The sequence below is a fragment of the Klebsiella sp. C360 genome (assembly GCF_048822415.1).
Taxonomy (GTDB): domain Bacteria; phylum Pseudomonadota; class Gammaproteobacteria; order Enterobacterales; family Enterobacteriaceae; genus Klebsiella; species Klebsiella quasipneumoniae.
In genome coordinates, this window is record NZ_JBMEZZ010000005.1 from 195,346 (window position 1) to 214,006 (window position 18,661).

The following is an 18,661-nucleotide window of genomic DNA, read 5'->3' on the forward strand; positions in this document are numbered from 1 at the left end:
CGTTACTGGTGAGTGACGACGATCAGACGCAGCGCGTCCAGACGCCATCCGGCCTGTCCCAGCGCCTCCAGCACCTGCTGGCGGTTACTTTCAATCGCCGCCAGTTCGTCGTCACGGATGTTCGGGTTGACCGCCTTCAGCGCTTCCAGACGGGAGAGCTCCGCCGTCAGCTTATCGTCGGCTTCGCTACGCGCCGCGTCGATCAGCCCCTGCGCCGCCTTGGCGATCTGCGCTTCGCCCTGCTGCAGAATGGCGTGAACGTCCTGTTGAACCGCGTTGACCAGCTTGCTGCCGGTGTGGCGATTGACCGCGCTCAGCTGGCGGTTGAAGCTTTCAAACTCCACCTGGCCGGCGAGGTTGTTGCCGTTTTTATCCAGCAGCATGCGAACCGGGGTCGCCGGCAGGAAGCGGTTGAGCTGCAGCTGCTTCGGCGCCTGCGCTTCGACCACGTAGATCAGCTCCAGCAGCAGAGTGCCGACCGGCAGCGCCTTGTTCTTCAGCAGGGAAATGGTGCTGCTGCCGGTATCGCCGGAGAGGATCAGGTCGAGGCCGTTGCGGATCAGCGGGTGCTCCCAGGTGATGAACTGCGCGTCTTCACGGGACAGCGCCACGTCACGCTCGAAGGTGATGGTGCAGCCGTCCTCCGGCAGACCCGGGAAGTCCGGGACCAGCATATGGTCGGAAGGGGTGAGGACGATCAGGTTTTCGCCGCGGTCGTCCTGGTTGATGCCGACGATATCGAACAGGTTCATCGAGAAGGCGATCAGGCTGGTGTCGTCATCCTGCTCTTCGATGCTCTCCGCCAGGGCCTGGGCTTTTTCGCCGCCGTTGGAGTGGATCTCCAGCAGACGGTCGCGGCCCTGCTCCAGCTGCGCTTTCAGGGCGTCATGCTGCTGGCGGCAGGACTTGATCAGATCGTCAAAGCCGTCGGTGGATTCCGGCGCCGCAAGGTAGTTGATCAGCTCGTCATGGACGCTGTCGTAAACGGTCCGTCCGGTCGGGCAGGTATGTTCGAAGGCGTCGAGACCTTCGTGGTACCAGCGCACCAGCACCGACTGCGCGGTCTTTTCCAGGTACGGGACGTGGATCTGGATATCGTGCGCCTGGCCGATACGGTCGAGACGGCCGATACGCTGCTCCAGCAGATCCGGGTTAAACGGCAGATCGAACATCACCAGATTGCTGGCGAACTGGAAGTTGCGTCCTTCGGAACCGATCTCAGAGCACAGCAGCACCTGGGCGCCGGTGTCTTCTTCGGCAAACCACGCCGCGGCGCGGTCGCGTTCGATAATCGACATTCCTTCATGGAACACGGCGGCGCGGATACCTTCGCGCTCGCGCAGCACCTGCTCCAGCTGCAGCGCGGTGGCGGCCTTAGCGCAGATCACCAGCACCTTCTGCGAACGGTGGCTGGTCAGGTAGCCCATCAGCCACTCGACGCGCGGGTCGAAGTTCCACCAGGTGCCGGTATCGCCTTCAAATTCCTGATAGATCTGCTCCGGATAGAGCATGTCGCGCGCGCGCTCTTCCGCGGTTTTGCGGGCGCCCATGATGCCGGACACTTTGATGGCCGTCTGGTACTGGGTCGGCAGCGGCAGGCGAATGGTGTGCAGCTCGCGTTTCGGGAAACCTTTGACGCCGTTACGGGTGTTACGGAACAGCACGCGGCTGGTGCCGTGGCGGTCCATCAGCATCGAGACCAGCTCCTGGCGCGCGGCCTGGGCGTCTTCGCGATCGCTGTTGGCGGCCTGCAGCAGCGGCTCGATATCCTGCTCGCCGATCAGATCGCCGAGGGTATTGAGTTCGTTATCGCTCAGCTTGTTGCCCGCCAGCAGCAGGGCGACGGCGTCGGCCACCGGACGGTAGTTCTGCTGTTCTTCGACAAACTGCGCGAAATCGTGGAAGCGGTTCGGATCCAGTAGGCGCAGGCGCGCAAAGTGGCTCTCCATCCCCAGCTGTTCCGGCGTCGCGGTCAGCAGCAGAATGCCCGGCACGCGCTCGGCCAGCTGTTCAATGGCTTGATATTCGCGGCTCGGCGCCTCTTCGCTCCACACCAGGTGGTGCGCTTCATCGACCACCATCAGGTCCCACTCGGCGTCGCACAGATGCTCCAGACGCTGCTTGCTGCGGCGCACGAAGTCTAAAGAGCAGATCACCAGCTGTTCGGTTTCAAACGGGTTATAGGCGTCATGCTGCGCTTCGGCGTAGCGCTCGTCGTCAAACAGCGAGAAGCGCAGGTTGAAGCGGCGCAGCATCTCCACCAGCCACTGGTGCTGAAGGGTTTCCGGGACCACAATCAGTACGCGCTCGGCGGCGCCGGAGAGCAGCTGCTGGTGCAGGATCATCCCAGCTTCGATGGTTTTACCTAAGCCCACTTCATCGGCCAGCAGGACGCGCGGAGCGTGACGACGACCCACATCGTGGGCGATGTTCAGCTGATGCGGGATCAGGCTGGTGCGCTGGCCGCGCAGGCCGCTCCACGGCATGCGGTACTGCTCGCTCTGGAACTTGCGCGCGCGGTAGCGCAGGGCAAAGCGGTCCATGCGGTCGATTTGGCCGGCGAACAGGCGGTCCTGCGGCTTGCTGAACACCAGTTTGCTGTCGAGCAGCACTTCACGCAGGGTGACGTTCGCTTCCTGGGTATCGAGGCGCGTGCCGGTGTAGGACAGCAGCCCGTTCTCTTCATGCACTTTGTCAACGTGGAGCTGCCAGCCTTCGTGGCTGGTAATGGTGTCGCCCGGGTTAAACATCACGCGAGTGATCGGAGAATCGTTGCGTGAGTACAGACGGTTTTCGCCGATGGCGGGGAAGAGGAGAGTGACCATGCGCGCATCCAGCGCTACCACCGTCCCTAATCCTAGTTCGCTCTCTGTGTCGCTAATCCAGCGTTGACCAAGTGTAAAAGGCATATATGTTCGGCTCTTTAGTTCTTTAATTGCAGGCAATAGTTGATCATCCCCATGTACAACCGGAGATGCGTCAAAATTGGGGCCAGGAATGGAAAGGGCGCTATATTACTGGATGGCAGAACGTTCGTCACGTCCTCCTCACGGTTCATTTTCAGGCTTCTGCGCCCGCAGAATGGGTGTGAAAAAATCAAAATAGCCCCAGCTGTCCTGTCACTATTGTAGCAAAGTCGTCGTTGACGAAGGGCAGGATCCCTTCCGCCACCGGCTGCAGCTGCTTTGACAAATAGTGGTCGTAATCGAGCGGCGATTGTTGATAATCCACCGGTTCCGGGCCGCCGGTGGTCCAGACGTATTTGATGGTGCCGCGCTGCTGATACTGCTGCGCCCGACCCCGCTTCAGGTTGTGCTCATCGGCAAGCCTCGCGGCGCGCACATGAGGCGGCACGTTGCGCTGATACTCCGCCAGCGGCCGGCGCAGGCGTTTGCGATAAACCAGCTGCTCATCGAGCTCGCCGTTCATCAGCCTGGCGATAGTCTCCCGCACATAATCCTGATACGGCTGGTTGCGGAAGATGCGCAGGTACAGCTCCTGCTGAAACTGCTGGGCCAGCGGCGTCCAGTCGGTGCGCACCGTCTCCAGCCCTTTGAAAACCATGCGCTGGCCGTCGCCCTCCTGAATCATGCCGGCGTAACGCTTCTTGCTGCCGGTATCGGCGCCGCGGATCGTCGGCATCAGAAAGCGGCAGAAGTGGGTTTCGTATTCCAGCTCCAGGGCGCTGGTAAGCTGGCTTTTGCCAAGCTCCTGCGCCCACCAGGCGTTGACATCGTTCACCAGCGTCCGGCCAATCTCCGCCGCCTGCGCTTCGCTGTGCGGGCGCTTAAGCCAGACGAAGGTGGAGTCGGTATCGCCGTAGATAACGTCATAGCCTTTGGCTTCAATTAACGCTTTGGTCTGACGCATGATCGCGTGGCCGCGCATGGTGATCGACGAGGCGAGACGCGGGTCGAAGAAGCGGCAGGCGCTGGTGCCCAGTACGCCGTAAAAGGCGTTCATGATGATCTTCAGCGCCTGGGAGAGCGGCTTATTGTGCCGGCGCTTGGCTTCATCGCGGCCATGCCAGATCTGGCTGACAATCCCCGGCAGGCAGTGCTTGTCTCGCGAGAAGCGGGCGCCGAGGAAGCCCTCAATGCTGTGCTGGTCATCGGGCTGCGCCAGGCCCTCCACCAGGCCGACCGGATCGATTAAAAAGGTGCGAATGATCGACGGATACAGGCTCTTGTAGTCCAGCACCAGCACCGAGTCATACAGGCCGGGGCGGGAGTCCATCACATAGCCGCCGGGGCTCGCCTGCGGCGGCACGTCGCCGAGGTTCGGCGCCACGTAGCCCAGGCGGTGCATGCGCGGAAAATAGAGGTGGCTGAAGGCGGCGACCGAGCCGCCGTGGCGATCGGCGGGCAGGCCGTTGACCGTCGCTCGTTCGAGCAGAAACGGCATGATCTCCGTTTTGTGGAAGATCCGCGTCACCAGCTCGCAGTCCTGTAGGTTATAGATGGCCAGCGCCGGTTTATCGTCATGGAAGCGGCGATCGATCTCATCCATCCGATCCCACGGGTTGTCGATGGCTTTGCCTTCGCCCAACAGCTCGCGCGCCACCGCCTCCAGCGAAAAAGAGGAGAAATTCCAGAACGCCGATTTCAGCGCCTCGATACCGTCGATAATCAGCCGGCCGTGGGCCTGGGCGAAGAAGACGCCGTTCTTAAAGCCGTGCTCGCGCCACTCCAGCTCGCTGTTGCCGCGGCCGAGCCGCAGCGGGATACGATAGCGTTCGGCATGCTTTTGCAGGACGCGCAGATCGAACTGCACCACGTTCCAGCCGATCAGCACGTCGGGGTCGTGATCGGCAAACCAGGCGTTGAGCTTTTCCAGCAGCAGGGGGCGACTGGCGACGTAGACCAGATCGAAATCGACGTCTGGCGGCGTTTCCGGTTCGGGGCCCAGCATGTAGACCACCCGCTGACCGCAGCCTTCCAGGCCGATGCAGTACAGCTCGCCGTGACGGCTGGTTTCGATATCCAGCGACACCCATTTCAGCGGCGGACGATAGTCAGGATGGGGTTTCATGCGCGCGTTGACCAGATGCGGGCCACGCGTTTCGCCTTCCACCCACACCGGGGCGGTAATAAAGCGCTCCATCAGGTAGCGCTCCGGCGGACGGATATCGCCCTCATAGAGGGTGACGCCGCTGTCGCGGAGCATCTTCTCCAGACGCATCAATTGACGATGGGCGCGGCAGTAGAGGCCGACCACCGGCTGGCGGTGGAAATCTTTCAGGGCCAGCGGGGCGAAGCGGAAGCCTTTCTCACCCTGCAGCAGTCGCTCAGCCTGCGCCCGCTGCGCGGCGGGGATAAAGGCGACGGACTCCTGCGGCGGCAGCGTGACCTGCAGCGGGCCGTCGTCGGTGGCCAGCCAGAAGGACAGCTCGGTGCCTTGCGGAGTGTCCCGCCAGTGACGGGTGAGTAAAAAACCTGCTCGTGGCTGGGTCACGGGTGCTCTCAACGATAAAAAACCAGGCCTGATTATAGCCTGGTTTCTCAGGGGGTGCTGGGGTTTTATACAGGTACTCGGCGTTAAGGTGGCGCCGGATTTCGGCTTGTGACCTTATCCGGGCTACCCGACGCGGCGGAGCCGTAGCCCTGCCAGGCGCAGCGCGAACAGGGTGATTATTGGCCGTAGTAGGCTTTAGCCCCGTGCTTACGCAGATAGTGCTTATCCAGCAGGGTCTGCTGCATATCCGGCAGCTGCGGCGCCAGCTGGCGGCAGAAGATGCCCATATACGCGATCTCTTCCAGCACGATGGCGTTATGCACCGCGTCTTCGGCATTTTTACCCCACGCGAACGGGCCGTGGGAATGAACCAGCACGCCGGGCATCTGCGCCGGGTCGATCTCGCGCTGGCGGAAGGTTTCAACAATCACCTTGCCGGTTTCCCATTCGTATTCGCCATTGATCTCCGCATCGGTCATCAGCCGGGTGCAGGGCACTGGACCATAGAAATAGTCGGCGTGGGTGGTGCCGGTCGCCGGAATAGCTTGCCCGGCCTGCGCCCAGATGGTGGCGTGGCGCGAATGGGTATGCACAATGCCGCCCAGCGTCGGGAAAGCCTGATACAGCAGGCGATGGGTCGGGGTATCCGACGAGGGCTTCTTCTTACCCTCCACCACTTCGCCGCTCTCCAGACTGACCACCACCATATCGTCGGCGGTCATTACGCGATAATCCACGCCGGAGGGTTTGATAACCAGAACGCCCTGGTCGCGGTCGACGGCGCTGACGTTGCCCCAGGTTAAGGTCACCAGATTATGCTGCGGCAGCGCTAAGTTGGCTTCCAGAACCTGGCGTTTAAGATCTTCTAACATAGTGTGCTCCGAATAGCAGGCGAGTCGGGTATCCCTCACCCCGGCCCTCTCCCGGCGGGAGAGGGAGGAAGGCGGCATCGCGCCCGGCCGGTACCCTCTCCCCGGCGGGGAAAGGGGTAGGGTGAGGGGACGACCTTTTAGCGTTTTGAACCGTAATAGACTTCATTCCAGCGCAGCGCGTCTTTGAAGGCCGGCAGACGGGTATCGTTGTCGATGACGGTCAGCTCGATATCATTCAGCTCGGCGAACTGGCGCATATCGTCGAGGTTCAGCGCATGGCTGAAGACGGTATGGTGCGCGCCGCCGGCGATGATCCAGGCTTCCGAAGCGGTACGCAGATCCGGCTGCGCTTTCCACAGGGCGTTGGCCACCGGCAGCTTCGGCAGATCGTGCGGCGTCGGGACGGTTTCAATGGTGTTGACCAGCAGACGGAAGCGGTCTCCCAGGTCGATCAGGCTGGCGACAATCGCCGGGCCGGTCTGGGTATTGAAGATCAGGCGCGCCGGATCCGCTTTGCCGCCGATGCCCAGCGGCTGGACGTCGAGGATCGGTTTCTCAGCGGTGGCGATCGTCGGGCACACTTCCAGCATGTGCGAGCCGAGCACCAGATCGTTGCCATTGTCGAAGTGGTAGGTGTAATCCTCCATAAAGGAGGTGCCGCCCTGCAGACCAGTTGACATCACCTTCATGATGCGAAGCAGAGCGGCGGTTTTCCAGTCGCCCTCGCCGGCAAAGCCGTAGCCCTGCTGCATCAGGCGCTGTACGGCGAGACCCGGGAGCTGTTTCAGGCCGTGGAGATCTTCAAAGGTGGTGGTAAAGGCATGGAAACCGCCCTGTTCGAGGAAGCGTTTCATCCCCAGCTCAATGCGCGCGGCGTCCAGCACGTTCTGGCGTTTGTCGCCGTGAACCTGCGCCGCCGGGGTCAGACGGTAGCTGCTCTCGTATTCATCGACCAGCGCGCTGATATCGCCGTCGCTGACGCTGTTGACCACCTGCACCAGATCGCCGACCGCCCAGGTGTTCACTGAGAAGCCAAACTTGATCTGCGCCGCGACTTTATCGCCGTCGGTCACCGCCACTTCACGCATGTTATCGCCGAAACGGCACACTTTCAGATGACGGGTATCCTGTCTGGAGACCGCCTGGCGCATCCAGCCGCCGATGCGCTGGTGGGCCTCTTTATCCTGCCAGTGGCCGGTCACCACGCTGTGCTGCTGGCGCATACGGGCGCCGATGAAGCCGAACTCGCGGCCGCCGTGCGCGGTCTGGTTCAGGTTCATAAAGTCCATATCGATGCTGTCCCACGGCAGCGCGGCATTGTACTGCGTATGGAACTGCAGCAGCGGCTTGTTGAGGATGGTCAGGCCGTTGATCCACATTTTTGCCGGCGAGAAGGTATGCAGCCAGACCACTAACCCGGCGCATTTGTCATCGTAGTTGGCGTCGCGGCAGATATGGGTGATCTCGTCCGGGGTAGTGCCCAGCGGCTTGAGGACCAGTTTGCACGGCAGTTTGGCTTCCGCATTCAGGCTGTTCACCACTTGTTCGGCATGCTTCGTCACCTGGCGCAGGGCTTCCGGGCCGTAGAGATGTTGGCTGCCAATAACGAACCATACTTCATAGTTATCAAAAATCGTCATATTCGTATCCTTAATGGGTGAGCGCTGCCTGAGATTGCGGGGCTTTTTCCGCCTTTGCAGCCGAAGGGAGATAGTGTTGTTCGGCGCTGACCGACCACTGCTGGTAGCGCTGATAGAGTTGTTCGAAACGTTGCGCCTGCGCCGGGCGTGGCTGCAGGGTGGTTTCCACCTGGCTTGCCATCCGCTGCTGGGCGGCGGGAATATCGTCATAGACGCCGGCGGCGACGGCGGCGAAGATAGCCGCCCCCAGCGCACAGCACTGATCGGAGGCGACAATCTGCAGCGGACGGTTCAGCACGTCGCAGCAGGCCTGCATGATGACCTGGTTTTTCCGCGCGATACCGCCGAGCGCCATGACGTTGTTAACCGGGATCCCCTGCTCGGTGAAGCACTCCATAATGGCGCGGGCGCCGAAGGCGGTGGCGGCGATCAGTCCGCCGAATAGCGCCGGCGCGTCGGTGGCCAGGTTAAGGTCGGTGATCACCCCTTTCAGGCGCTGGTTGGCATTCGGCGTGCGGCGGCCGTTGAACCAGTCCAGCACTACCGGCAGATGATCGAGCGATGGGTTACTGGCCCAGGCTTCGGTGAGCGCCGGCAGTAACTGTTTTTGGCTGGCTTTGATTTGTTCGCGCAATTCCGGATGCTGCCGGGCCAGCTGTTCCAGCGGCCAGCCGAGGATGCGCCCAAACCAGGCGTAAATATCGCCGAAGGCGGACTGGCCTGCCTCCATACCGATAAAGTGCGGGACCACGCTGCCGTCGACCTGGCCGCAGATGCCTTTGACCGTGCGGTCGCCGACGCTCTCTTTATCGGCAATCAGAATGTCGCAGGTGGAGGTGCCGATGACTTTCACCAGCGCGTTAGGCTGCGCGCCGGCGCCAACGGCGCCCATATGGCAGTCGAAGGCGCCGCCGGAGATGGCCACGGTCTGCGACAGACCCAGGCGCTGGGCCCACTCTGCGCTTAGCGTGCCGACCGGCACATCGGCCGTCCAGGTATCGGTGAACAGCGGCCAGGCCAGATGCTGGTTAATGATGGGATCAAGCTCATCGAAGAAGCTGGCCGGCGGCAGACCCCCCCAGCTCTCATGCCACAGCGATTTATGCCCGGCGCTGCAGCGGCCGCGGCGCAGATCCTGCGGACGCGTAGTGCCGGAGAGCAGGGCGGGCACCCAGTCGCAAAGCTCCACCCACGAGGCGGCTGCCTGGGCGACGGCGCTATCTTCCCGGGTGACGTGGAGGATTTTTGCCCAGAACCATTCGCTGGAGTAGATCCCGCCGATATAGCGCGAGTAATCCTCTTTGCCCGGCTGGTGGCACAGGCCGGTGATCGCCTCGGCTTCCTCGACCGCGGTATGATCCTTCCACAGGACAAACATGGCGTTAGGGTTGTCAGCGAATTCTTCGCGCAGCGCCAGCACGTTGCCCTCGGCATCAATGGGAGCCGGGGTTGAGCCGGTGCTGTCGACGCCAATGCCCACGACGTCGGCGCGCTGTTCGGCGCTCAGGGAGGCAAGTACGCTTTTCAGCGCCGCTTCCATGGACTCGATGTAATCTCGCGGGTGGTGGCGGAAGCGGTTGTTCGCGCCATCGCAATACTGTCCTTCCCGCCAGCGCGGATACCACTCCACGCTTGCCGCCAGTTCTGCGCCGGACGCGCATTCCACCGCCAGGGCGCGGACTGAGTCACTACCAAAGTCGAGGCCAATCGCAATTGCCATCTTGTTACTCCATGCAGAAATCATTCATGCAGCAACAGTAGATATCCCCGGCAAAATCCGTCAGGCCGGATTCGCTAATCTTATGGATTATTTTGCTGTCACCTCGCAAAGTGTGACGCCGTGCAAATATTCGATGTGGACTTTCCTGCCGTATTTATAGACACTTTTGTTACCCGACATATCCCGGTGGAATGCACGCTGCTGGCGCTTTTTTCGCTTGCTGTGCGGCTTTTTAGCGAAATTTCCACCGCCGTCGCAGTCGTGACAGGGCCGAGAGCGATAAAATGATGAATATGGACAATTGGTGTCACTAATACCTTCGGGAGAACCACGCGTATGGCCGAAACGCAAAACGATCCGCTGCTGCCGGGCTACTCTTTTAACGCTCATCTGGTCACCGGCCTGACGCCGATTGAGGCGCAGGGATACCTGGATTTCTTTATCGACCGCCCGCTGGGTATGAAAGGCTATATCCTCAACCTGACGATCCGCGGCGAGGGGGTAATCAACAACCACGGCGAGCAGTTTGTCTGCCGGCCGGGCGATATGCTGCTGTTCCCGCCGGGGGAGATCCATCACTACGGCCGCCATCCCGACGCCAGCGAGTGGTATCACCAGTGGGTCTACTTCCGCCCGCGCGCCTACTGGCACGAGTGGCTCAACTGGCCGACGATCTTCGCCCAGACCGGCTTTTTCCGTCCGGACGAGCAGTGGCAGGCGCGCTTTGGCGAGCTGTTCGGCCAGATCGTCGATGCCGGGCAAGGGGCGGGGCGCTATTCCGAACTGCTGGCGATTAATCTGCTGGAACAGCTCCTGTTGCGGCGGATGGAGGCCATCAACGAATCGCTGCATCCGCCGCTGGATAACCGGGTGCGCGACGCCTGCCAGTACATCAGCGACCATCTGGCGGACAGCCATTTTGATATCGCCAGCGTCGCCCAGCACGTCTGCCTGTCGCCCTCGCGCCTGTCGCACCTGTTTCGCCAGCAGCTGGGGATCAGCGTCCTCGGCTGGCGGGAGGACCAGCGTATCAGCCAGGCCAAACTGTTGCTGAGCACCACGCGGATGCCGATCGCCACCGTCGGGCGCAACGTCGGCTTTGAAGATCAGCTCTATTTTTCCCGCGTGTTCAAAAAATGCACCGGCGCCAGCCCGAGCGAATTCCGCGCGGGATGTGAATAAAAAGTAAAGAAAGTGAAATGATGACCCGCTTAAATGTCACAGCCAGTAAACTATTAAGACAATTGGTGGCTTGACGACGGCGCGATGGCTTCGGAGAATCCGGGCTTCGTTTTTTAACCGGGTACATTATGCAAGCATTGCTCGAACACTTTATTACCCAATCCACGGTCTACTCGCTGTTAGCCGTGATGCTGGTGGCCTTTCTCGAGTCGCTGGCGCTGGTGGGGCTTATCTTACCCGGAACGGTGATGATGGCCGGCCTTGGGGCGCTGATTGGCGGCGGTGAGGTTAACTTCTGGCAGGCGTGGCTGGCGGGGATCGTGGGCTGTCTGCTGGGCGACTGGATCTCATTCTGGCTCGGATGGCGCTTTAAAAAGCCGCTGCACCGCTGGTCGTTCATGAAGAAAAACCGCGCCCTGCTGGAGAAAACCGAGCATGCGCTGCACCAGCACAGCATGATCACCATCCTGATTGGCCGCTTTGTCGGGCCGACGCGTCCGCTGGTGCCGATGGTTGCCGGGATGCTCGACCTGCCGGTGGCCAAATTCGTGCTACCGAATATTATCGGCTGCCTGCTCTGGCCGCCGCTCTATTTCCTGCCTGGCATTCTCGCCGGGGCGGCGATTGATATTCCGGCCGATGAAAACAGCGCCAGCTTTAAATGGCTGCTGCTGGGGGCGGCGCTGCTCGCCTGGCTGGCAGGGTGGCTGTGCTGGCGGCTGTGGCGGAGCGCGAAAACGTCTGGCGATCGGCTGACCCGCTGGCTGCCGCGCGGGCGTCTGCTGTGGCTGACGCCGCTTATGGTCGCGCTGGTGGCAACGGCGTTAACGTTTGTCTTCCGCCATCCGCTGATGCCGGTCTATCTGGCGATCCTGCACAAGGTTATTGCGCGCTGATCCCCATCAGATAAGAGGCGCTGCTGTGGCCGCTTAACAGCTCGGCGGTAGCGCCATCCCAGACAATGCGCCCTTCGGCGACCACAATCGAGCGCGGCGCAATGCGCGCGGCATCTTCCACGCTGTGCGAGACCATCAGCAGGGTGAGCTGCTGCTGCTCGCAGACATCAGCCACCAGCGCCAGCATCTCCTGGCGCAGCGCCGGGTCGAGCGCTGAGAAGGGTTCATCCAGCAGCAGCACCGGCTGCTGGCGCACCAGACAGCGGGCCAGCGCCGCGCGCTGCCGTTGACCGCCGGAGAGCTCTCCCGGCAGGCGTTCAAGCAGGTCATCAATTCCCATCTGGGCGGCAATCGCCGTGACTTTCTGCTGCTGTTCGCGGCTCAGTTTCAGGCCAGGGTGGATCCCGAGACTGATATTCTGCCGAATGGTCAGATGGTTAAACAGGTTATTCTCCTGGAACAGCATCGAAACCGGACGCTGCGCCGGCGGCGTCGCGTGATGCGTCTCGCCGTTAATCTGCAGGCTGCCGCTGGCGGGCGGCAGAAAACCGGCGATCAGATTCAGCAGGGTGCTCTTTCCGGCGCCGCTGGGGCCGAGCACCGCGATGCGCTCGCCGCGCGCGACGTCGAGAGTAAAGCGCATCGGCAGATGCTGGTACAGCCAGGTCACATCATTGAGTTTTAGCATCACGCCCCGGAAGTTTTTCAATCAGCGTAAATAATAAGAAACAGAGCAGCAGCAGAAGCAGGGCGGTGACGGCGCCGTCCTGGCTGCGGTAGGCGCCTATCTGCTGGTACAGATAGAAAGGCAGGGTGCGGAACGCCTCGTTGCCGAACAGCGCCACCACGCCGAAGTCGCCAATCGACAGCACGCAGGCGAAGGCTAACGCCTGGGCCAGCGGGCGCCGGAGCGCGCGAAGTTCGATGACCCGCAGCCGCGCCAGGCCTTCGATCCCCAGCGACTGGCAGAGCATGCTGTAGCGGACGGCAATGTCGCGCATCGGGTTTTCCAGCACTTTAAGCGCGTAGGGGATCGCCATCAGAGCATTGGTAAAGATGACGATGCCGTCGGCGGACTCCGGCAGACCGATGCTGTTATTGAGCAGCAGGAAGAAGCCGGTAGCCAGCACGATGCCCGGCATGGCAAGGATCAGCATGCCGCTCAGCTCCATCGCCTGCCCGGCCAGCGGCCGCTGACGGGCGCGCAGCTCGCGACTGCTCCATAGCAGCATCATCGTCAGGGTGACGCTCAACAGCCCGGCGGCAATGGCGATGCGCAGAGAAGTCGTCAATGCCTGCCAGAGGGCGGGCTGCGCCAGCACGTCCAGCATGTTGCGGTTGATCCCGTCGACGATGACCGCCAGCAACGGCGGCAGCAGAAGCAGCAGGGCGGCGCCGATCAGCAACCCATCGCTCAGCCGGCTATGCAGGCGATCGTCAGGGTCGCGCCAGCCGCGGACATGGCTGACGCCGATAGCCACCGCTTTACTGAGACGCTGGCTGAGCAGCACCAGCCCGAGGCAGCAGAGCATCTGGATCAACGCCAGCATCGCCGCTCGCGCCGGATCGTAGTCAAAGCTCAGCGCCTGGTAGATAGCCAGCTCAATGGTGGTGGCCTTCGGGCCGCCGCCCAGCGACAGCACGGTGGCGAAGCTGGCAAAGCAGAGCATAAAAATCAGCGCGGCGACGGCGGGAATGTGCCGGCGCATCCATGGCCATTCGACGAGGCGGAAGAAGGCATAGCCGCGCATGCCAAGCTGGGCGGCAATTTGCCGCTGCTCGCCGGGAATGTTCTCCAGCGCCTGCAGCAGCAGGCGGGTGGCCATCGGCATATTGAAAAAGACGTGCGCCAGCAGGATGCCCTGCAGGCCGTAAGGCGAGAAATCCCACTGCCAGCCGAAAGCGTGAAACAGCGAGGCCAGCCAGCCCTGGCGGCCATAGACGCTGAGGATGCCGAACACCGCCACCAGCACCGGCAGGATCAGGGTCATCGCGCACAGGCGTAGCAGCAGGGTGCGGCCGGGGAAGCGACGCCGATAAAGCGCGCGGGCGAGAAAGACGGCCGGGCCCACCGAAAGCAGCGCTGAGAGCGACGCCTGCCAGAAGGAGAAGCGCACCACGTGCCAGAGGTAGCTATCGCTGAAGATCGTCTGCCAGCCCGTACCGGGCGCGCTGAACCACAGCGCCAGAAACGCCGCCAGCGCGACGGCGCAGAGCAGCGTGGCGGCGAACAGGCCCGGCAGCAGCCCGCTAAGGTTTAGCGGCTGACGGCGCGTTGCCATGCGCTAATCCAGGTCTGACGCTCGCTGGCGACCTGCTGCGGGGTAAACGTCAGCGTGGTCTGCGGCTTCACCAGGGTTGCAAAACCGGCCGGCAGCGCGACCTGGGTCACCGGATACATCCAGTTGCCGGTGGGGATGGTGTTCTGGAAGCCAGGAGATACCATGAATTTGAGGAATTTCTCCGCCAGTTCCGGCTGCTTGCTGGCGGCGGTACGGGCGGCAACTTCGACCTGCAGATAGTGGCCTTCGGCGAAGTTCGCCGCCGCATAGTGGTCTTTTTTCTCTTCAATAATGTGGTAGGCCGGCGAGGTGGTGTAGCTCAACACCAGGTCGCTTTCGCCTTTCAGGAACAGACCGTAGGCTTCGCTCCAGCCCTTGGTGACGGTAACGGTCTTCGCCGCCAGCTTCTGCCAGGCCTCGGACGCTTTATCGCCATAGACTTTTTGCATCCATAGCAGCAGCCCCAGCCCCGGGGTGCTGGTGCGCGGATCTTCATAGATGACGCGCCACTTCTGCGGGCTCTCGACCAACTCTTTCAGGCTTTTCGGCGGATTGGCCAGTTTGTTTTTGTCATAGACGAAGGCGAAATAGCCGTAATCGTAGGGGACAAAGGTGTCGTTATCCCAGCCGCCCGGCACGCTGACCGCGCTGGCGGGAACGTGGCTTTTAGCGAACAGCTGACTCTGCGCCGCGGCTTCCAGCAGGTTGTTATCCAGGCCCAGCACGACGTCAGCCTTACTGTTCTTGCCTTCCATGCGCAGACGATTCAGCAGCGAAACGCCATCTTCCAGCGCGACGAACTTCAGCTCGCAGCCGCAGTCCGCTTCAAACGCTTTTTTGACCGCCGGGCCGGGGCCCCAGTCGGCAGAGAAGGAGTCATAGGTATAGACGGTAAGGACAGGCTTAGCCAGAGCGGGCATGGCGACCAGCGCCAGCAGCGGGAGTAATTTTTTCAACACTTTGCACCTCAGAAAAAAGGGGTGGCAAAGGATTTTGAGTGAGCCTCAAATCCCTTCGCCGGCGTTATCCGGATCAGGTTCGACGGGTATTTTCTCAGCCCATACGCTTCATCCTTCAAGCCGCATCTGCGTTAGCTTCGCGCGTTCACCCCAGTCACATAGCTATCTATGCTCCAGGGGATTCACCCGCTTGCTGCCTTGATGCAACTTGAATGATATTGCGTATGTTTATTAGCACCCCGTTGAGAACGGCCTTAGTGTAATGATTTTGTCAGATGACGGAAAGCGCTTACGGCTCCGGCGGCGCAAACCATGCGGATTTAAAATCGAACCAGCCGAGGGTGTTCATCCGCACGCCGCGCATGCTGCGCTGGCCCTGAATCATCAGCCAGTGATGGATCAGCGGCACGATATGCTGGCTGGCCAGCAGGCGCTGACTCCAGGTAGCCGGATTAAACTCTCCCGCGCGCCAGCGGCTGGCGTCTTCCTGCCAGTCGATGGGGATGCAGCGCTGAATCAGCGGGACTTCGTACAGATAGGCGAATAGCGAGAATTCGATCGGCAAGGTGAAGTTAACGCTGTTGAGCCAGATATCGCTGACCACCTCGCCGCGATGCCAGGCATCGTACTCCAGCTCCTGGATCTCCAGCTTCACCTGGTGCGCCGCCAGCAGGTCGCGCATGATCCCGCCGATCACCCGATGTTCGACGTGATCGCGGTAGTAGGTGAGGGTGACCGTCTCCAGGCCCGCCGGCTTGTCGCAGGCGTGGTTGCTGGCGTGATGCCAGCGCGGCAGCAGGCCGTAAGCGGGAAACCAGTTGCCCTGGTAAAGCTCGCCCGCGTGGTAGAGCAGGTTCGCGGGCTGAAACAGATAGCTTAACCAGCGGCGCACCGCCTCGTTGGCGCCCAGCGGGCTTCGCGAGTCGAACAGCAGGTAGTAGCACCCCTCTTCCAGACGACTCTCCACCGCCTTTTCGCTTTCGGTATTGCCCTGCAGCGTCAGGCCGCCGTTGGGCTCTTCGCTAATTTCCGGTAGCACCCAGACGTTCACCTCATCGATCAGCGCCCGGTAGCCAAAATAGTCCTCAAAGGCGTGGATCTTGAGCTGGTTCTGATTGTTGCGCACCACGGCATACGGGCCGGTGCCGACCGGCATCGAAGAAAAGTGGTTCATGGTCCGCCACTCCTGCGGCAGCACCATCGCCGGTACCTGGCCCAGCAGCCAGGGCAGCCAGCGGTCGGGCTGGCGCAGATGAATATCCAGGGTCCAGGCGGTGGGCGACGCAATGCGTTCGATATGCGAATAGAGCGGCAGGGCATTGCTGCGCTGCAGAGAAGCGATCACATCGGTCATCTCCAGCTCACGGCCATGGTGAAAATGGATGCCTGGCCGGAGGAAAAAGCGCCAGTGGGTGGGCGTCAACTGCTGCCAGTGGTGGGCAATATCGGCTTCCAGTTCCCCATTTTCCTCATTTACCCGCGTCAGAGCGCTGAATATTTGCCGGGCGATATGGGTTTCCGAACGCCGCAGCGCGCTGCCGGGCAGTAAATTCTTCATCGGCCGGTAGTAGAGCACGCGCAGGATGTGCCGACCCTGGCGGAAGCTGCGCCCGAGATGCGAGACCAGCATCTGACGGACGGCGGCTTTATCGCCGACCAGCTGCACCAGCTGATCGATGCGATCCTGCTCAAGCAGATCTTCGGCACGCTGCTGCTGCAGGGCGAGGCCGGTATAGAGAAAGGTCAGCCGCGAGCGTTTTCCGCGGCCAGCCTCCGCCTCCCAGGTCAGCCAGCCGCGGGACTCCATCATATTGAGCAAGGTGCGCATGTGGCGGCGCGAGCAGCTCAGCATTTCCGCCAGCTCGTTGAGGGTGGTCTCCTGCGACTTGCCGTCGCAGCACTGCCATAGACGGATGAACTGTTGTTGCAGACGGCCGGAAGACATAAAAGGGGAACTCCTGCGCAAAACTCAGCAATTTATTACTCCCCATATTAAGCCAATAATGAATCCCGATGAAGCGAGGAGGTGAATATGATGAGGTCTACCGCAAAATCGTTCTACCAGCGCTACTTTTCTGCGACGCAGGAAGCGTCCTGGCTGGCCCGCCTGATGGCAGGACGACAGCAGGAAATTCTGGGAGAACTGATGCAGTGGGGAGTGACGTCAAAGACCTCTGATCATTGACTTGCAGACATCATGTGTGACTGAGTATTGGTGTTATACTCGTCGTTTTTCAAGCTGCAGGTGCGCGCGCTCGCCCGGGTTTATCGCTGTCGATGCTCCCAGAGCCCTAAGTTCTGGCCGCGTGAATCGCCCCTACGGGACTCACCCTTTCGGAGCCAGCGCAAAAACGGTTAACCGTTTGTCCTGCAACGTGAATTCCACAGAGTATAGAATCACCCGCCAGCAGAAAGCCTCTGCTGGCTTTTTTCGTTTACTTCGCGTGTGTTAAGGACATTTCATGCTGTGGTTGATGACGATGGGACGACGGCTAAACGGCGTCTATGCCGCCTTTATGCTGGTTGCTTTTATGATGGGCGTGGCGGGCGCATTGCAGGCGCCGACGTTGAGTTTGTTTCTCAGCCGCGAAGTGGGGGCGCAGCCGTTCTGGGTGGGCCTGTTCTACACCGTGAATGCGATAGCCGGGATCCTGGTGAGTCTGGCGCTGGCCAAGCGCTCCGATAGCCGCGGCGACCGGCGGCGGTTAATTATGTTCTGCTGCCTGATGGCGGTAGGCAATGCGCTGCTGTTTGCCTTCAACCGCCACTATCTGACGCTGATCACCTGCGGGGTGATGCTGGCATCCATCGCTAACGCCGCCATGCCGCAGCTCTTTGCCCTGGCGCGGGAGTATGCCGACAGCTCGGCGCGGGAAGTGGTGATGTTCAGCTCGGTCATGCGTGCCCAGCTGTCCCTGGCGTGGGTGATTGGCCCGCCGCTGGCCTTTATGCTGGCGCTCAACTATGGCTTTACCACCATGTTCTCCATTGCGGCGGGCATCTTTGTGATCAGCCTGGCGCTGATTGCCGTCAAACTGCCCTCGGTTCCGCGCGTGGAGCAGCCCTCGGAAGAGGCGGAGGCGCTGGCGCAGGCCGGCGGCTGGCAGGACAAGAACGTACGCATGTTGTTTATCGCCTCCACCCTGATGTGGACCTGCAACACCATGTATATCATTGATATGCCGCTGTGGATCAGCAGCGATCTCGGGCTTCCCGACAGCCTGGCCGGGATCCTGATGGGCACCGCCGCCGGGCTGGAGATTCCGGCGATGATCCTCGCCGGCTACTACGTGAAGCGCTTTGGTAAACGTAAAATGATGGTGGCGGCGGTGGCGGCCGGTGTGCTGTTTTATCTGGGGCTGATCCTGTTTCATGGCCGTACGGCGCTGCTGGCCCTGCAGCTGTTCAACGCCATCTTTATCGGCATTATCGCCGGGATCGGCATGCTGTGGTTCCAGGATTTAATGCCGGGGCGCGCGGGGGCGGCGACCACCCTGTTTACCAACAGTATTTCCACTGGCGTGATCCTGGCCGGCGTGATGCAGGGGGCGCTGTCGCAAAGCTATGGCCACGCCAGCGTCTACTGGACGATCGCCGCGATTTCGCTGGTGACGCTGTTTTTAACCAGCAAGGTAAAGGATATCTGACCGTCCTCT

At 61.3% G+C, this 18,661-nt stretch carries 13 protein-coding genes and 1 riboswitch; of the genes, 4 read left to right on the forward strand and 9 right to left on the reverse strand.

Annotation, left to right across the window (positions count from 1 at the left end; genetic code table 11):
- Positions 1 to 2: 2 nt before the first annotated feature.
- From rapA to araB, 5 genes are all read right to left on the reverse strand, one after another.
- On the reverse strand, positions 3 to 2,909 hold the full coding sequence (gene rapA / locus ACOI7D_RS15875) for an RNA polymerase-associated protein RapA (protein ID WP_032453828.1): 2,907 nt from the start codon (positions 2,907 to 2,909) through the stop codon (positions 3 to 5).
- Positions 2,910 to 3,096: 187 nt separating this feature from the next.
- Complete coding sequence (gene polB / locus ACOI7D_RS15880) at positions 3,097 to 5,454, reverse strand: DNA polymerase II (RefSeq protein ID WP_109546660.1); 2,358 nt, start codon at positions 5,452 to 5,454, stop codon at positions 3,097 to 3,099.
- 176 nt (positions 5,455 to 5,630) lie between these two features.
- Entirely contained in the window at positions 5,631 to 6,326 is a 696-nt protein-coding gene (gene araD, locus ACOI7D_RS15885; protein WP_017901201.1) for an L-ribulose-5-phosphate 4-epimerase, read from the reverse strand.
- Between the two features lie 137 nt (positions 6,327 to 6,463).
- Complete coding sequence (gene araA, locus ACOI7D_RS15890) at positions 6,464 to 7,966, reverse strand: L-arabinose isomerase (protein ID WP_060591127.1); 1,503 nt, start codon at positions 7,964 to 7,966, stop codon at positions 6,464 to 6,466.
- A 10-nt stretch (positions 7,967 to 7,976) separates the two neighbouring features.
- Positions 7,977 to 9,686, reverse strand: a complete 1,710-nt coding sequence (gene araB, locus ACOI7D_RS15895; RefSeq protein WP_109546659.1) for a ribulokinase — start codon at positions 9,684 to 9,686, stop codon at positions 7,977 to 7,979.
- A 336-nt stretch (positions 9,687 to 10,022) separates the two neighbouring features.
- Here araB and araC point away from each other — a divergent pair, with 336 nt between their 5' ends.
- Positions 10,023 to 10,868 carry an arabinose operon transcriptional regulator AraC gene (gene araC, locus ACOI7D_RS15900; protein ID WP_004204301.1) on the forward strand — a complete coding sequence of 282 codons (846 nt, stop codon included), beginning with the start codon at positions 10,023 to 10,025 and terminating at the stop codon, positions 10,866 to 10,868.
- Positions 10,869 to 10,996: 128 nt separating this feature from the next.
- Positions 10,997 to 11,764, forward strand: a complete 768-nt coding sequence (locus tag ACOI7D_RS15905; RefSeq protein ID WP_109546658.1) for a DedA family protein — start codon at positions 10,997 to 10,999, stop codon at positions 11,762 to 11,764.
- On the opposite strand, the gene thiQ is transcribed toward ACOI7D_RS15905, so the two are convergent.
- From thiQ to sgrR, 4 genes are all read right to left on the reverse strand, one after another.
- Entirely contained in the window at positions 11,751 to 12,452 is a 702-nt protein-coding gene (gene thiQ, locus ACOI7D_RS15910) for a thiamine ABC transporter ATP-binding protein ThiQ (RefSeq protein ID WP_032453831.1), read from the reverse strand. The genes ACOI7D_RS15905 and thiQ overlap by 14 nt on opposite strands.
- On the reverse strand, positions 12,436 to 14,046 hold the full coding sequence (gene thiP / locus ACOI7D_RS15915) for a thiamine/thiamine pyrophosphate ABC transporter permease ThiP (RefSeq protein WP_032453832.1): 1,611 nt from the start codon (positions 14,044 to 14,046) through the stop codon (positions 12,436 to 12,438). Before thiP ends, thiQ begins: the two co-directional genes overlap by 17 nt.
- The gene (thiB, locus tag ACOI7D_RS15920) at positions 14,022 to 15,005 is read right to left on the reverse strand and encodes a thiamine ABC transporter substrate binding subunit (protein ID WP_109546657.1); all 984 of its coding nucleotides are present in this window, start codon (positions 15,003 to 15,005) and stop codon (positions 14,022 to 14,024) included. Before thiB ends, thiP begins: the two co-directional genes overlap by 25 nt.
- A gap of 32 nt (positions 15,006 to 15,037) precedes the next feature.
- A riboswitch (TPP riboswitch) is annotated at positions 15,038 to 15,257 on the reverse strand.
- Between the two features lie 37 nt (positions 15,258 to 15,294).
- On the reverse strand, positions 15,295 to 16,950 hold the full coding sequence (gene sgrR / locus ACOI7D_RS15925) for an HTH-type transcriptional regulator SgrR (RefSeq protein ID WP_023291965.1): 1,656 nt from the start codon (positions 16,948 to 16,950) through the stop codon (positions 15,295 to 15,297).
- A gap of 87 nt (positions 16,951 to 17,037) precedes the next feature.
- Between sgrR and sgrT the strand changes: the two genes are divergently transcribed.
- Both sgrT and ACOI7D_RS15935 read left to right on the forward strand, forming a co-directional pair.
- A complete protein-coding gene (sgrT, locus tag ACOI7D_RS15930) occupies positions 17,038 to 17,190 on the forward strand; it encodes a glucose uptake inhibitor SgrT (RefSeq protein ID WP_004204309.1) in 153 nt (50 codons plus the stop codon).
- A 277-nt stretch (positions 17,191 to 17,467) separates the two neighbouring features.
- Positions 17,468 to 18,652: a sugar efflux transporter gene (locus ACOI7D_RS15935; RefSeq protein ID WP_023291966.1), complete on the forward strand. Its 1,185-nt coding sequence runs from the start codon at positions 17,468 to 17,470 to the stop codon at positions 18,650 to 18,652.
- Positions 18,653 to 18,661 lie beyond the last annotated feature (9 nt).

Coding starts and splice junctions, on each gene's coding strand:
- thiP (WP_032453832.1), bottom strand. CDS start 14,046: ATGGCAACGCGCCGTCAGCCGCTAAACCTTAGCGGGCTGCTGCCGGGC.
- araA (WP_060591127.1), bottom strand. CDS start 7,966: ATGACGATTTTTGATAACTATGAAGTATGGTTCGTTATTGGCAGCCAA.
- araC (WP_004204301.1), top strand. CDS start 10,023: ATGGCCGAAACGCAAAACGATCCGCTGCTGCCGGGCTACTCTTTTAAC.
- sgrT (WP_004204309.1), top strand. CDS start 17,038: ATGATGAGGTCTACCGCAAAATCGTTCTACCAGCGCTACTTTTCTGCG.
- ACOI7D_RS15935 (WP_023291966.1), top strand. CDS start 17,468: ATGCTGTGGTTGATGACGATGGGACGACGGCTAAACGGCGTCTATGCC.
- ACOI7D_RS15905 (WP_109546658.1), top strand. CDS start 10,997: ATGCAAGCATTGCTCGAACACTTTATTACCCAATCCACGGTCTACTCG.
- rapA (WP_032453828.1), bottom strand. CDS start 2,909: ATGCCTTTTACACTTGGTCAACGCTGGATTAGCGACACAGAGAGCGAA.
- sgrR (WP_023291965.1), bottom strand. CDS start 16,950: ATGTCTTCCGGCCGTCTGCAACAACAGTTCATCCGTCTATGGCAGTGC.
- thiQ (WP_032453831.1), bottom strand. CDS start 12,452: ATGCTAAAACTCAATGATGTGACCTGGCTGTACCAGCATCTGCCGATG.
- araB (WP_109546659.1), bottom strand. CDS start 9,686: ATGGCAATTGCGATTGGCCTCGACTTTGGTAGTGACTCAGTCCGCGCC.
- araD (WP_017901201.1), bottom strand. CDS start 6,326: ATGTTAGAAGATCTTAAACGCCAGGTTCTGGAAGCCAACTTAGCGCTG.